Origin of the sequence: Klebsiella sp. BDA134-6, assembly GCF_015601345.1 — a bacterium.
In the GTDB taxonomy this organism is placed as follows: domain Bacteria; phylum Pseudomonadota; class Gammaproteobacteria; order Enterobacterales; family Enterobacteriaceae; genus Klebsiella; species Klebsiella grimontii.
Window position 1 is genome coordinate 2,279,480 of record NZ_CP064784.1, and the last position, 14,780, is coordinate 2,294,259.

A 14,780-nucleotide genomic window follows, 5' to 3' on the forward strand; every position below is an offset into this window, starting at 1 on the left:
ATTCCCTGTGCCGCCATGCCGAACAATGCAGGGATTATGTTGTCGGAATGCCTGAGTTTCCATTAAAATAGATCGGATCGATTTAAGCACACAAAGGGGGAAGTGCTTACTTATATGAAACATAAACCACAGATGATGAAAATGCGTTGGTTAAGCGCAGCCGTAATGTTGTCCCTGTGTACTTCATCTGCATGGGCTTTCAGCATTGATGACGTCGCAAAAGAGGCACAAACGTTAGCCAGCAAAGGCTTTGAAGCGCCTAAAAGTAACCTGCCCTCTGCCTTCCGCGACATGAAATATGCGGACTATCAGCAAATTCAGTTTAATCACGATAAAGCTTATTGGAATAATCTGAAAAGCCCGTTCAAACTCGAGTTTTATCACCAGGGAATGTATTTCGATACGCCGGTCACCATTAATGAAGTGACGGCAACCAGCGTGCGCAAAATTAAATACAGCCCGGACTATTTTAATTTTGGCAACGTGCAGCACGATAAAGACACGGTTAAAGACCTCGGCTTTGCGGGCTTCAAGGTGCTGTATCCGATCAACAGCAAAGACAAGAACGATGAGATCGTCAGCATGCTCGGAGCCAGCTACTTCCGCGTGCTAGGCCAGGGTCAGGTATACGGTCTTTCTGCCCGTGGGCTTGCGATCGATACCGCGCTGCCGTCTGGAGAAGAGTTCCCGCGTTTTCGTGAATTCTGGATTGAGCGTCCTAAAGCCACCGATAAACGTCTGACGATTTATGCGCTGCTTGATTCCCCGCGCGCAACCGGCGCCTATCGTTTTGTGATCATGCCCGGTCGCGATACCGTGGTGGACGTGCAGTCTAAGGTCTATCTGCGTGACAAAGTCGGTAAGCTGGGCGTGGCTCCGTTGACCAGTATGTTCCTGTTCGGGCCGCATCAGCCGTCTCCGACTACCAACTATCGTCCGTCGCTGCATGATTCAAATGGGCTTTCGATCCTTGCCGGCAACGGAGAATGGATCTGGCGTCCGCTGAATAATCCGAAGCACCTCGCCGTCAGCAGCTACGCAATGGAGAATCCGCAGGGGTTTGGCCTGCTACAGCGCGGCCGCCAGTTCTCGCGTTTTGAAGATCTTGATGACCGCTACGATCTGCGCCCAAGCGCGTGGATTACGCCGAAAGGTGATTGGGGTAAAGGGAAAATCGAACTGGTCGAAATCCCGACCAACGATGAAACCAACGATAACATCGTGACCTACTGGACGCCGGATCAACTGCCGGAACCCGGCAAAGAGATGAACTTCAAATACACCATCACTTTCAGCCGCGACGAAGACAAGCTGCATGCGCCGGATAACGCCTACGTGATGCAGACCCGCCGCTCTACCGGCGATGTCAAGCAATCGAACCTGATCCGCCAGCCTGATGGCACCATTGCCTTCATTGTTGATTTCACCGGCGCCGAGATGAAAAAGCTGCCCGCAGATACCCCGGTAACCGCGCAGGCAAGCATCGGTGATAACGCTGAAATCGTCGAAAATACCGTGCGCTACAACCCGGTAACTAAGGGTTGGCGTATGATCCTGCGCGTCAAAGTGAAAGATCCTAAGAAAACCACGGATATGCGCGCTGCGCTGGTCAATACCGACCAGACGCTGAGCGAAACCTGGAGCTATCAGCTGCCTGCCAATGAATAAGATAACGAAGTACATCGACGCATTGCCGCTGTCGGATGCAGAAAAACGCGCGTTACCTGACGTAAGTCTGCAGGCCGTACATGAAGCACTGGACGCTGAACATCACGTTTTTAAACGCGAAGATGACGCCCCGCTGGGGTCGGTAAAATCGCGGCTGGAGCATAGCTGGCCTGATTCGCTGGCCGGTAACCAGCTGGTTAAGGATGACGAAGGGCGCACTCAGTTGAACGCCATGCCGAAAGCAAAACGTTCCTCTATGTTTCCGGACCCCTGGCGTACCAACCCGGTCGGCCGTTTCTGGGATCGGCTGCGCGGACGCGACGTGACTCCGCGCTATCTTTCTCGCCTGAGCAAAGAAGAGCAGGAGAGCGAGCAGAAATGGCGTACCGTCGGCTCTATCCGCCGCTATATTCTTCTGCTGCTGACGCTGGCGCAGACCGTTGTGGCGACCTGGTACATGAAAACCATTTTGCCCTACCAGGGCTGGGCGCTGATTAACCCGGCCGATATGGTGGGGCAGAATCTATGGGTTTCCTTTATGCAGCTGCTGCCATATGTGTTGCAGTCGGGGATCCTGATTCTGTTCGCCGTGCTTTTTTGCTGGGTTTCCGCTGGATTCTGGACCGCGCTGATGGGCTTCCTGCAGCTGCTGATCGGGCGCGACAAGTACAGTATCTCAGCCTCGACCGTTGGGAATGAGCCGTTGAACCCGGAGCATCGCACGGCGCTGATTATGCCGATCTGCAACGAAGACGTTGACCGCGTGTTCGCGGGCCTGCGTGCGACCTGGGAGTCGGTAAAGGCCAGCGGCAACGCCGAGCACTTTGATGTCTATATCCTGAGCGATAGCTACAACCCGGACATCTGTGTGGCGGAGCAAAAAGCGTGGATGGAGCTCATTGCTGAAGTTCAGGGCGAAGGGCAGATCTTCTATCGCCGCCGCCGCCGCCGCGTGAAGCGCAAAAGCGGTAACATTGATGACTTCTGTCGTCGTTGGGGGAGCCAGTATAGCTATATGGTGGTGCTGGATGCCGACTCCGTGATGAGCGGTGAGTGCCTGAGTGGCCTGGTGCGCCTGATGGAAGCGAACCCGAATGCCGGCATCATCCAGTCATCGCCGCGCGCGTCGGGCATGGATACGCTTTATGCGCGCTGTCAGCAGTTTGCCACCCGCGTCTACGGCCCGCTGTTTACCGCCGGTCTGCATTTCTGGCAACTGGGCGAGTCGCACTACTGGGGACACAACGCCATTATCCGGGTGAAACCGTTTATTGAGCACTGTGCTCTCGCGCCGCTGCCGGGTGAGGGTAACTTCGCAGGTTCCATTCTGTCGCATGACTTCGTGGAAGCGGCATTGATGCGTCGCGCCGGATGGGGGGTATGGATTGCTTACGATCTCCCAGGCTCTTATGAAGAGCTTCCGCCGAACCTGCTTGACGAGCTGAAGCGCGATCGCCGCTGGTGTCAGGGTAACCTGATGAACTTCCGCCTGTTCCTGGTCAAAGGGATGCACCCGGTTCACCGAGCGGTATTCCTGACCGGCGTGATGTCATACCTGTCGGCGCCGCTGTGGTTCATGTTCCTTGCGCTCTCTACTGCGCTGCAGGTTGTGCATGCGTTGACCGAGCCGCAGTACTTTTTGCAACCGCGTCAGCTGTTCCCGGTCTGGCCGCAGTGGCGCCCGGAGCTGGCTATCGCCCTGTTTGCTTCAACCATGGTGCTGCTGTTCCTGCCGAAGCTGCTGAGTATTATTCTGGTGTGGTGTAAAGGGCCGAAAGAGTACGGCGGCTTTATCCGTGTGACCCTTTCTCTGCTGCTGGAGGTGCTCTTTTCGGTGCTGCTGGCGCCGGTACGCATGCTGTTCCACACCGTGTTTGTGGTTAGCGCGTTCCTCGGCTGGGAAGTGGTGTGGAACTCGCCGCAGCGTGATGACGACTCTACGCCGTGGGGCGAAGCGTTTATGCGTCACGGCTCGCAGATGCTGTTGGGGCTAGTTTGGGCGGTGGGTATGGCGTGGCTGGATCTGCGTTTCCTGTTCTGGCTGGCGCCGATCGTGGTCTCGCTGATTCTGTCGCCGTTCGTGTCGGCCATTTCCAGCCGCGCTACCATTGGCCTGCGCACCAAGCGCTGGAAGCTATTCCTGATTCCGGAAGAATATTCGCCGCCGCAGGTGCTTAAAGATACCGATGCTTACCTGACGCTTAACCGTCAGCGTTCTCTGGAAGATGGTTTTATGCATGCGGTATTTAACCCATCATTTAACGCGCTGGCAACGGCGATGGCTACCGCGCGTCACCGTCACGGGCATATTCTGGATATTGCTCGCGAGCGCCATGTTGAACAGGCGCTCAACGAGACGCCGGATAAGCTCAACCGCGACCGTCGTCTGGTATTGCTAAGCGATCCGGTCACGATGTCTCGCATGCACTATCGCGTGTGGGCCGCGCCGGAGAAATACTCTTCGTGGGTGGGTGCCTATCAGCAGCTGACGCTGAACCCGCTGGCGTTAAAAACGAAGTAAGCCGTAGGTAAAGGAAAATACCGGCAATGGTGCCGGTATTTTTTTATCTGAGAATCGAGGTTGTTGATGAGAGTTTTACTGGTTATCGCAATGACGCTGCTTATCAGCGGCTGCGGTAGTATTATCAGTCGCACAGTGCCTGGGCAGGGGCATGGAAACCAGTACTATCCCGGCGTTCAGTGGGATGTCCGCGATTCCTCATGGCGCTATATCACCATTCTCGATCTGCCCTTTTCACTGGTATTTGATACGCTACTGCTGCCGCTTGACGCCAGTCATGGCCCCTATAACTAATTAGCGTTCATCCCATTCATCGGCTGCGGCCTGGCCCTCTTCGGTATCGAGAGAGGGTTCAAGCTGAAATTCGCCTTCATCCCATTCGTGCAGCGTGTTTTCTTCCAGCCACTCCTGGCGAAGCTCAATCTCATCATAATCGCCGTCAAAGACGCTTTGCGCTGCCTGACCGGTAAGAACAGGCAGGCATTCACCCTGTTCATCCTCGTCGGCAAAAAATTCTGCCTGCCAGGCAATGTCGCCGTCCTGGAGTACGTATTTCTGAATATTTAATTGCTCGATGCTGGCGTTCTCTTCGTCGCTATCGGGATTATTAGCCAGAAACTCCTCACGGGCTGCATCGATTGCTTCTTCAAGCGTGGCATAGAACATCGAATCCTTTGGCATGGCTAACCTCCTAAGATGAATAGAAATGAACACGATTCAATCTATAGAATGCGGTTGGCGATGCGTCAAGGATGGGGCATTAATTTACCGAATGCGTGCCGGAACCCGGATTGTTGGTTGCCCGAGGGCGGCGAGAGCGGCCGAGAGTCAGGGTCTAGTAGACCGCATTGAACAAGACCACACCGGCGGTGACTAAAAAGACCGCCCGGAAGCCGTAGTTGGCGGAAACTGACGCGCCGATAAGCGGTCCCGTAACGTTGCCTATATCGCGGAACGACTGGTTATAGCTGAAGATTCTGCCCGAGATTTGGCTGGTGGAGTTATACACCAACAGGGTTTGCACGGCGGGCAGTAGCGCGCCGTCGGCAGCGCCTAACAGGAAGCGCAGGATCCCCAGCTGCAGCGGCGTCTGAACGAACGACATCGGTATCAGAAGCAAGACGGAGATCACCAGCGCGACGATCAGGATCTTTTCCGGGCCGATGCGGTCTCCGAGTTTCCCGAGACGAGGCGCGCTAAGCAGAGCGGCAATACCTGGGACTGAAGCAATCATGCCGCTGATGAACGCAATATCACTCACATTGCCTGCAAGATCTCGCACGTATAGCGTCAGAATCGGAGCAATCGAGCCGGTTGCAACCTGGATAATCAACGAAGTGACAAACAGGCTCAGCACCAGCTTCGGATTTTTAAGCGACGAGAAAACGTCTTTCGCGCTGAGCATCTCTGTTTTACTGACCGCGACAAAATTCTCGCGGATGAGAAAAAGGGTAAATAAGAAACAAATAAACAGGACGCTTGCGGTCATAAAGAAGACGGTACGCAATCCCCAGTGATCGGCAAGGAAGCCGCCAGCCAGCGGCCCTAGCAGCGCGCCGCTGACGGCCCCTGTAGACAACGTCCCCAGCGCCCAGCCGCTCTTATGGCGGGGGATCTGCGTCGCTATCAGGGCATTGGCGTTGGGAATAAATCCCCCGAGCAGGCCTAACAGCGCGCGCAGGATCAGAAATTGCCAGATATTCTGCGCCAGGCCCATCAGCAGCATGACGATTGCCATACCGAGGGCTGAGCGCAGCAGCATGATTTTACGCCCTTTACGATCGGCAAGGCCGCCCCAGAAGGGGGAGGCGACGGCTGAAAATAAAAAAGTGACGCTAAAAACCAGACCTGACCACATATTGAGGGCGCTATGACCGGTTACGCCCAGTTGTTCGACGTAAAGGGGGAGAAACGGCATCACCAGGCTAAAAGCGGCGCCGGTTAAAAAACAGCCGAGCCAGGTGACGGTAAGATTGCGTTTCCAGTTGATGGGGGTATCAGCAGACGGCATAGGATTCCACTGGCCTGCAGCGCAGGTCAAATAATTGAAAATATGAGCACGCTAATTATGCGCCTGAGAAATGATTGCCGCAATGCAGGGGAGCTTTTAAAGCTAAAGAGAGGGAATTGACCCCGCATCCGTATTCGAATGCGGGATCGCCGCGCGACTGAGCGCGGAGAGTGCGTTAGTAACGAGAAGGAACGCCTTCAGGACGCGTTTTAAAGCGGCGATGCATCCACATATACTGTTCCGGCGCCATCAATATGCACTTCTCTACCACTTTGTTCATCCAGACGGCGGTAGTCTCCGCATCGTCCAGCGGCGGATCGCACTCCGGCGGCAGGATAATCAGCTCATAGCCTTTACCGTTGGGTTTACGGCGCGGCACGAACGGCACAACGCAGGCTTTAGACATCTTTGCCAGCATCCAGGTGCCCGAGGTCGTCGCGGCCTGGTCAACGGCGAAAAACGGTACAAATACGCTGGCGGAGGGGCCATAGTCATGGTCCGGCGCGTACCAGATCACTTCGCCCTTTTTCAGCGCGCGGATCATGCCTTTGAGATCCTTACGATCGATCATGTCTTTGTTGGAGCGCAAGCGTCCCCAGGTCTGCAGCCAATCGATAACTGGGTTATCGTTTGGGCGATAGACGCCAATGCCAGGCTCATTGATACCGAACATGCGCGCGCCCATCTCCAGCGTCAGGAAATGAATGCCAATCAGCAAAATGCCGCGCTTTTGCGTCTGTACGTCCCGGATATGCTCGACGCCAATCGAGTCAGTCCAGCGCGCGATACGCTTTGTTGGCCAGAACCAGGCCATGCCGGTTTCCATCAACCCCATGCCGACGGATTCAAAGTTTGCCACCACCATCCGGTGACGCTCTTGCTCACTCTTATCGGGAAAACAGAGTTCCAGATTACGATAAGCTATTTTTGCCCGTCGCTTCATCAGCCGTCTTGCTAGGTGGCCAAGACCGGTTCCTAACCGATATATCACCGGATAGGGAAGCTGTACAACTAACCAGAGCAGACCGATTCCGAACCAAAGCAGCCAATAACGCGGGTGCAGCAACGCTGCGGAAAATTTAGGTAAATGGCTCATCTCATACCTGTTCAATTAAGCAACGTGTTCTATTATCGCATTTTTTTATGCTTCAGCCAAAATACCGGCTGTTGATGGCATTTAATGTTAATGCGAGCAAATTTGGGTGAGAAAAATGTAGCGCAAAATGTGGGGATGTAAATTAAGCCTGTTTGCTATATGATGCCCGCCGTTTATTTTACTCATTGACTATGCCGAGCAGGTACACCATGCCAGTGTTACATAACCGCATTTCAAATGAGACGTTAAAGGCGCAAATGTTGGCTGAGACCGAGCCGCGCACGACGATCTCGTTTTATAAATATTTCACTATTATCGACCCAAAAGCCACGCGCGATGCGCTGTGGATTGCGTTGACTAAGCTGAATGTCTTTGGCCGAATTTATCTGGCTCACGAAGGTATTAACGCGCAAATTAGCGTTCCGCAGAGCCGGGTCGATGCGCTGCGCGAATTTTTATACGCTTTCGATCCCGCCCTGAATGGTCTGCGCCTGAATATCGCTCTTGATGATGACGGTAAATCCTTCTGGGTTCTGCGTCTCAAGGTACGCGATCGGATCGTCGCGGATGGGATTGATGATCCGACGTTTGATGCATCGGACGTGGGTGATTATTTAAAGGCTGCGGAGGTCAACGCGATGCTGGACGACCCGGATGCGGTCTTTATTGATATGCGTAACCATTACGAATATGAGGTCGGCCATTTCGAGAACGCGCTGGAGATCCCGGCGGATACGTTTCGCGACCAGCTGCCGAAGGCCGTTGAGATGATGCAGGAACATAAAGATAAAAATATCGTCATGTACTGTACCGGCGGTATCCGTTGCGAGAAAGCCAGCGCGTGGATGAAACATAATGGATTCACTAAAGTCTCGCATATTGAGGGCGGGATTATCGAGTACGCGCGACGCGCGCGCGAACAGGGGCTGCCGGTTCGCTTTGTCGGTAAGAACTTTGTATTCGATGAGCGTATGGGAGAGCGTATCTCAGATGATGTTATCGCCCATTGCCATCAGTGCGGCGCGCCCTGCGATAGCCATACCAACTGCCTGAACGATGGTTGCCACCTGCTGTTTATTCAGTGTCCTTCCTGTGCGGAGAAATTTGCCGGTTGCTGTAGCGAAGCCTGCATGGAAGAGCATAAGCTGCCGGAAGAGGAGCAGAGAAAACTGCGCGCCGGCCGCGAGAATGGCAATAAGATCTTTAATAAATCTCGCGGTCGTCTGAATACGAAGCTGGGCATCCCGAATCCTGTGCCTTCAGAAAAACCATAGCCAGATAAGATCGATAAACGCCAGCAGAAGCCACAGCGCCAGATAAATCATAAAATGTTCACGGACGTTGTTAACCAGTAATTCGAACAGGCGACGCATCATCTCTCTCATTATTCACGGCCTCAAGTGAGGCCGTTTCTTTAGCGTGGTTGTCTGGTCATACGGCGGGCGATTATTTCTTAAACCGCGCCAGTGAAAACGCAGATAGATCAAACCCAAAGGGTTCGTCAAGCGCGAACCGTGTGGCCAGTTCGCCTAAAACCGGTGCAAATTTAAAGCCGTGACCGCTCAGGCCGGTAATCAGCAGCGTATCCGGCTGGCCGGGTAGTGTATCAATAATAAAGTCTTCGTCCGCTGTGTTATCATAGGTGCATGATGCGCCGTGCAGACAGCCGCCAATACCGGGCAATATGTTACGCAGGAAGCTGAAAGACTCGGCGCCGTCCGTGGCTACCGCACCGAACGGTTTGCGCTCTTCCGGCGTGGAAATGAGCTGCCCGCCGTTGTGCTTACCGATTTTCAATTCATTATCTTCGGCGGGAAAACCGTAAAACTGATCGCCATTCGGTAACTCACCGGTAAACGCCGGGAAGTTATTTTTGCTGCTGTAGCGGCCATCAGCCTGAAACCAGGCAAAAATCTTCCGTATCGGCTGGACCGGAAGTTCTGGCAACAGGCGTGTGACCCAGGTTCCGGCGCTGATCAGGAGTTTTTTACCGCTGTACTCGCCATCCAGCGTCTCGACGGTGACGCCGTCCGGCTGGTGGTGAATGGCTGACACCGGACAGTTGAACAGCTGGGCGGCGCCCGCTTCGCGCGCCAGACGGATCCAGGTTTCAACGGCCAGCTCGCTGCGCAGTATGCCGGATGCGGGTTCAAATATCGCCCGATAATCATCAGGTACACGAATTTCCGGCCAGCGAGTCATTACCGTCTGCGCATCCATCTCTTCAATATTCAGCCGGAACTCGTGCGCGCTGCTGGCAACATTGCGCAGAAAGTCGGAATCGGCAGGCCCGAGGTTAATCACCCCGGTACGTTCAAAGACGGCTTCACCGCTGGCGGCGGCAAACTCATCCCACAGCTGTTGCGCGCGCAGTACCAGGGGAACATATCTTTTGCCTTCACCGTAGGCGTGACGAATCAGGCGAGTGCTGCCATGATGGCTGCCTTCCTGATGCGGCGGCTGATGAGCATCGATCATCAGCACGTTAAGCCCTGCCTGCCGCGCATAAAAGCCTGCGGCAGCGCCGACCGAGCCGCTACCGATAATGATAAGATCGTATTGCATGGTGGGTTCCAGGTTATTGCTTTGTTAGCAGGGTAAATAACAACCTGCTGTTATACAAGCCCGAAAATAATTCAGGCACCCGGAGGTGCCTGTTAGGTGAATATTCAGACATTAGCGCTAAATATTAATGCCTTCGATACTCATTTTCCTGGTATTCGCCAGATTCAATCTTCGCAATACCTGCTTCCAGAATAGAAATAAACTGACGTGCGACGTCCGTCGTTAGCCATAGCGTCTGGCCAATTTCTGCGTCTTTACTACTTTCTTGAGCGGGGTTTTGGTAGTGCAGGCGCAACATCAGCGCATCGTAACTATCAACGGTGCTGATGTCCCATCCGACGAGGGGATGGGTCTGGATGACTTCATTATTCTTTTCCATCATAACCCCTTATTCATATGTTAAAAGACAACAGTTCTCGAGGTTTAATGCATGTTTTTTGAAGCAAGTTAATTATATCAGTAGTCAAGCATAAACTCGAGAAATTAAATGAAATAGAGATACATACGCGCGAATTTGCTGCTTTTTTAGGCAGAAAAGGGTGGGTTATTTGTTATTTTTGAAGGTGCTAAGTAAAAGCAATAGGGGAAAATCTGAGTGTGAAAAAATAAAAAAGCCGGGGCGACCCGGCAAAAAAAGCACAATGAGGGAGCAAATTTAATTGACTAGTCGCGGACAAACCAGTCGTCAGCGCTTTCCCAGGTTTCTTGCAGGATTTCGCTAATCCGGTCTTTGTCTTCTTTCAGGCCGCCGATAACCGACAGATTGTTATTAGCCGCGTATCGAACCGTTACCTGGCTTGATGTAGAGGGAAACTGCTGTTCAATACGACGAGAGAGTTCATTGTTCAGCGCATCTAAGGCGCCGTTGGGTAAGGCTGTTGATTTGGCGATAGAGACTTCAATACGCATAATTGCCCCCTGGATAGTGTACTGTTTATTTATACAGTATTTGGTGAGCATTTTCAACAGGGGGCGTACTATTTATTTTTTCATCGTCCAGCGCACGGTTTCCCCGGCAAGGAACGGCACCAGCGCGTCGCCGGGCAGGGCGATACTCTCGACCACCTGGCTCTCTTCGCGCACCAGCTCAACATAGCCCTCATTGACCGGCAGGCCATAGAAGCGTGGGCCGTTGAGCGAGCAGAAGGCTTCAAAGTGCTGTAGAGCATTCATCTCCTCAAACACCGTTGCGTAGCTGCCCAGCGCGGTCGGCGCGTTAAAACAGCCTGCGCATCCGCAGCTGGCTTCCTTACGATGACGGGCATGGGGTGCGGAATCGGTGCCGAGGAAAGCGCGGTCAAAACCACTGGCCACCAGTTCGCGCAGCGCCTGCTGGTGAATATTGCGTTTCAGTATCGGCAAACAGTAAAGGTGGGGCCGCACGCCGCCAACCAGCATATGATTGCGGTTGAACATCAGGTGCTGCGGGGTGATGGTGGCTGCCAGCAAATCGTTACCGTCGCGCACGTATTCGGCGGCATCTTTGGTTGTGATGTGTTCGAAGACTACCTTCAGACCGGGCAGGCGCTGGCGCAGCGGCTCCATGACCGTTTCGATAAATCGCGCTTCCCGGTCAAAAATATCGATATCAGGATGAGTGACTTCACCATGAACCAGTAGGGGCATACCCAGTTTTTCCATGCGCTCAAGCACCGGCATGATGGCATCCGTGCTGGTGACGCCGTGGCTCGAGTTGGTTGTGGCATTGGCCGGGTAGAGTTTGGCAGCGGTGAATACGCCTTCGTTAAATCCGCGCTCCAGCTCCGCCGGGTCGAGCGTATCCGTCAGATAGCAGGTCATCAGCGGCGTAAAATCATGGCCCGCAGGGATCGCATCAACGATACGCTGGCGATAGGCGAGGGCGGCTTCGACGGTAGTAACAGGCGGTACCAGGTTCGGCATCACGATCGCCCGGCCATAAAATTCACTGGTATAAGGCACGACGGTTTTTAACATATCGTCATCGCGCAGATGGATATGCCAGTCGTCAGGGCGGCGGATTTTCAATACCTGGGATTGTGCTGTCATGGAAGGCTCCGGCTAATAGGTTCAGTCATCAGGGCTGTTTTTGCCGGGCACTAAGGATAAGCGTAAACGTTTTCCTTTGCATCAACTTCCGTAAAAAATCGGGCGCTTCAGCGCCCGAGATATTAGTTTGTGAACGGGATAATAATCTCGCCGGGCTTCACCTCAATACCTTTAGCATACTTTTTCGCCAGCGCCTCACCGGTGCTGGCATCTTCGCGCAGGACGTAGGCAGGCTGCTGATTGAAGTAGCTACGCAGGGACTGATTCAGGTAAGGGATCAGCGTCTGTACCACAGACTGGAGTTTTTCCGGCTGAACTTTGGCATCGACCACCTCCATCTCCTGCAGGAAAATGGCTCCCTTTTCTTTATTAAACGCCGGCAGCGCTTTGAGCTTCAGATCGATGGTCGCTTTCTGGTTCCCGAAGAGTGAATTCAGATCTAAATTAGCCACGCCGCTTAACGTCACTTTGTTCGGTTCTTCACGGCCAATAGCGCTGGTAAGATTTTGCAGTTCAATATGGGCATCCGCTACGCCTGGCAGGCCAATATCCTTAGCGAAGTGGTTACGTTTCTGCAGCGCCTGATTGATTTCCTGCTCGCTCACGGAATACTGCGTGAGCTGGTTACAGGCGCTGAGCAGGCCGCTAACGATAAGCACGGCCGCGATAAACATCTTTTTCATTGGATTCCTTAATGTCATGCCATGGGTTCATCCTGACACAAAGCAGCATGGCTCGCCAGCGCAGGAGGTGCTAGCGGAAAAGACTGAAAAAGAGGCGTATGGCAGCGAAGGGCAAACCCATCCACTGCCTTGAGGTTAAATAGCCATTGAGGAAAGCAGGTTGATCTGCGTCTGTTTGGCCATGTTGTCACGATAGGCGGCCACACGGCTCGGCCAGTTCACGCCGGCAACTAGCGTCAGATTTCTCAGTAGAGGGAAGAGATGAATATCATCTTCAGAGAGTTCACCGTTAACGGCGTTAGGCTGGACGATCGATTTATCCAGCGCCCGCAGATCATCGCTGATGTTCTTTACCAGACCGGGGGAATGGGCGAGATGGTCGGCAAAGCTGCCGATAGCCGCCTCTTTCTTTTTCACGAAATAAGCACGCGCCTCTGGCGTTGCGAATTCATCAAAAGCGGATTTAGCAAAGCGAGGGATTAACAAGCGGTTAGCGTAGCCGTTGACCTTCCTGAGCCAGGTTTCAATCGCCGGATTACGCGCGCCGGTAAGCAGCGGTTTTCCGTCCAGCTTATCGACGTAGTGCACGATATCCATACTTTCCGGCATGTAACGGCTATCGTCTTTTTGCAGGATTGGCGCCATCTTCTGGCCGATCATTCGGGTTGGGGTTACTTCATCATCGTTCAGGAGCGCGATCAGTTCGACAGGGATATTTTTCAGGCCGAAAATCATGCGGGCTTTAAGGCAGAACGGGCAGTGATCGTAGATATATAACTTCACGTTTCTCCTCCATAGTGGCTGAACATCCTCAATTCAGTATGGAGGAGAAACGAAGGCCCGGCAAATCAGGTTCGCGGCTCCAGCATTCCGGAGGCCGAACGTTTCGGGCTGAACTGCCACCACAGAGCGATAAACGTCGCGAGGCCGATAACGCCCAGCATCAGCCATGGCAGCTCCGGCTGACCTGCGGCCTTCCCGGCGTCGAACAGCCATCCGCCGCCCGCGTAACCGAAAGCGCCGCCGAAGGCTAATCCTAAACGGCTAAAGCCCATATAGCTGCCGCGCGCTCTGGCATCAGCCAGCGAAGCGCCCAGCGTCTCGCGCGCGGGTTCAGCGATAATTGAACCCATATAAAATACGCAGATCAGCGTAAACAGCTGCTGTAGATTGCTGCTCAGGCCAATCGGCATCATCGCGAGGGTCATGATCAGCAGGCCGGCCATCAGGCGATGCTCGAGGCGGAAACGCTTTTCGCTCCAGCGGGCAATCGGGTACAGCAGCGTCAGCGAAATGGTCGCTTCAATGGCGTACATCCATTTTACCGCCGCTGGAGAACCCGCAATATCGTTAACCATGATCGGCAGCATTAGCATCACCTGCACCGCCAGCATGTAATATCCGGTAAGCGTCAATACGTAGGTGACAAAGCGTTTGTCGCGCAGCACGCGTCCCAGCCCTTCACGAACCGGCGTTTTGACCGTCGACAGCTTCCAGGCCGGGAGATACCAGGCGTTGAATGCCGCGCAGGCGATAAACAGGGCCGCCCCGGCGCTGCACACCAGACGAAAATCATATTGCAGCAGCCAGCTTCCCAGCAGCGCGCCGATCACCGCCCCTGCGCTATCCTGCATCATCAGGATAGAAAAGAAACGTCCGCGCTGGTGCGGGCGTACCAGCTTGACCACCAGCGCCGCCCGCGGGGGATCGAACAGCGTGCCGCCGAGACCTGAGAGAATGCAGGAGAGCCACAGCACCCAGGGTTCATGGGCGACGGCCATTGCCGCGAAACCGGCCGCGCGCATCAGCATACCAGTGACGATCATCGGTTTGGCGCCAAAACGGTCGGCAATGGCGCCGCCAAATATCCCTAAACCTTGCTGCACCAGCTGACGCAGGCCGAGCGCAATCCCGACCATCAGCGCAGCCCACCCCATCTGGTCGACAAAGCGAATGGAGATAAGCGGGAATACGACGAAAAAGCCGAGTACGACCAGCATGTTATCAACTAACAGGAAATATTTACCCAGGCTCCTTGCCTGCGATACGCGGGACATTTCCCCTCCCGGGAAAAATAAGGATAAGCGTTGATATTCTGCGGGGATAACGGCTATTTTCCCAGCTAACTTGCGACAATATTTTTTTATCAAAATGCAAGAACGATAGAGCCTATTCATCGAAAAGCAGAGGTGGTGCAGAAAATGGTAT

At 53.9% G+C, this 14,780-nt stretch carries 14 protein-coding genes and 1 pseudogene; 4 read left to right on the forward strand and 11 right to left on the reverse strand.

Annotated features, from left to right (window positions below; genetic code table 11):
- Window positions 1–114 precede the first annotated feature (114 nt).
- The 3 genes from mdoG (at window position 115) to IYV58_RS10355 (ending at window position 4,483) form a co-directional block, all read left to right on the forward strand.
- Entirely contained in the window at window positions 115–1,668 is a 1,554-nt protein-coding gene (mdoG, locus tag IYV58_RS10345; protein ID WP_004131340.1) for a glucans biosynthesis protein MdoG, read from the forward strand.
- Entirely contained in the window at window positions 1,661–4,189 is a 2,529-nt protein-coding gene (gene mdoH, locus IYV58_RS10350; RefSeq protein WP_004131342.1) for a glucans biosynthesis glucosyltransferase MdoH, read from the forward strand. The genes mdoG and mdoH overlap by 8 nt, the downstream gene beginning before the upstream one ends.
- Window positions 4,190–4,255: 66 nt before the next feature.
- The gene (locus tag IYV58_RS10355; RefSeq protein WP_004131344.1) at window positions 4,256–4,483 is read left to right on the forward strand and encodes a YceK/YidQ family lipoprotein; all 228 of its coding nucleotides are present in this window, start codon (window positions 4,256–4,258) and stop codon (window positions 4,481–4,483) included.
- Here the strand turns inward: IYV58_RS10355 and IYV58_RS10360 are convergent, their stop codons facing one another.
- The 3 genes and pseudogenes from IYV58_RS10360 to IYV58_RS10370 all read right to left on the reverse strand — a co-directional run bounded on the left by IYV58_RS10360 (window position 4,484) and on the right by IYV58_RS10370 (window position 7,296).
- On the reverse strand, window positions 4,484–4,870 hold the full coding sequence (locus IYV58_RS10360; protein WP_195729569.1) for a MysB family protein: 387 nt from the start codon (window positions 4,868–4,870) through the stop codon (window positions 4,484–4,486).
- 79 nt (window positions 4,871–4,949) lie between these two features.
- Window positions 4,950–6,200, reverse strand: a pseudogene (mdtG, locus tag IYV58_RS10365) (multidrug efflux MFS transporter MdtG).
- Between the two features lie 175 nt (window positions 6,201–6,375).
- On the reverse strand, window positions 6,376–7,296 hold the full coding sequence (locus IYV58_RS10370; protein ID WP_112166314.1) for a Kdo(2)-lipid IV(A) acyltransferase: 921 nt from the start codon (window positions 7,294–7,296) through the stop codon (window positions 6,376–6,378).
- A 209-nt stretch (window positions 7,297–7,505) separates the two neighbouring features.
- Here IYV58_RS10370 and IYV58_RS10375 point away from each other — a divergent pair, with 209 nt between their 5' ends.
- Entirely contained in the window at window positions 7,506–8,570 is a 1,065-nt protein-coding gene (locus IYV58_RS10375; protein WP_195729571.1) for an oxygen-dependent tRNA uridine(34) hydroxylase TrhO, read from the forward strand.
- Here IYV58_RS10375 and IYV58_RS10380 read toward each other — a convergent pair.
- From IYV58_RS10380 to mdtH, 8 genes are all read right to left on the reverse strand, one after another.
- Window positions 8,556–8,669, reverse strand: a complete 114-nt coding sequence (locus IYV58_RS10380; RefSeq protein WP_004101037.1) for a YceO family protein — start codon at window positions 8,667–8,669, stop codon at window positions 8,556–8,558. The genes IYV58_RS10375 and IYV58_RS10380 overlap by 15 nt on opposite strands.
- A gap of 73 nt (window positions 8,670–8,742) precedes the next feature.
- Window positions 8,743–9,861 carry an N-methyl-L-tryptophan oxidase gene (gene solA / locus IYV58_RS10385; protein ID WP_004131356.1) on the reverse strand — a complete coding sequence of 373 codons (1,119 nt, stop codon included), beginning with the start codon at window positions 9,859–9,861 and terminating at the stop codon, window positions 8,743–8,745.
- A 124-nt stretch (window positions 9,862–9,985) separates the two neighbouring features.
- Window positions 9,986–10,240 (reverse strand): biofilm formation regulator BssS, encoded by a 255-nt coding sequence (gene bssS / locus IYV58_RS10390; RefSeq protein WP_004131358.1) that lies wholly within the window; start codon window positions 10,238–10,240, stop codon window positions 9,986–9,988.
- A gap of 284 nt (window positions 10,241–10,524) precedes the next feature.
- Entirely contained in the window at window positions 10,525–10,770 is a 246-nt protein-coding gene (dinI, locus tag IYV58_RS10395; protein WP_004101040.1) for a DNA damage-inducible protein I, read from the reverse strand.
- Between the two features lie 72 nt (window positions 10,771–10,842).
- Complete coding sequence (pyrC, locus tag IYV58_RS10400) at window positions 10,843–11,889, reverse strand: dihydroorotase (RefSeq protein ID WP_170100732.1); 1,047 nt, start codon at window positions 11,887–11,889, stop codon at window positions 10,843–10,845.
- Between the two features lie 122 nt (window positions 11,890–12,011).
- On the reverse strand, window positions 12,012–12,572 hold the full coding sequence (locus IYV58_RS10405; protein ID WP_004131365.1) for a lipoprotein: 561 nt from the start codon (window positions 12,570–12,572) through the stop codon (window positions 12,012–12,014).
- A 135-nt stretch (window positions 12,573–12,707) separates the two neighbouring features.
- A complete protein-coding gene (gene grxB, locus IYV58_RS10410) occupies window positions 12,708–13,355 on the reverse strand; it encodes a glutaredoxin 2 (RefSeq protein ID WP_004131367.1) in 648 nt (215 codons plus the stop codon).
- Between the two features lie 65 nt (window positions 13,356–13,420).
- Window positions 13,421–14,629, reverse strand: a complete 1,209-nt coding sequence (mdtH, locus tag IYV58_RS10415; protein WP_049112586.1) for a multidrug efflux MFS transporter MdtH — start codon at window positions 14,627–14,629, stop codon at window positions 13,421–13,423.
- Between the last annotated feature and the right edge of the window lie 151 nt (window positions 14,630–14,780).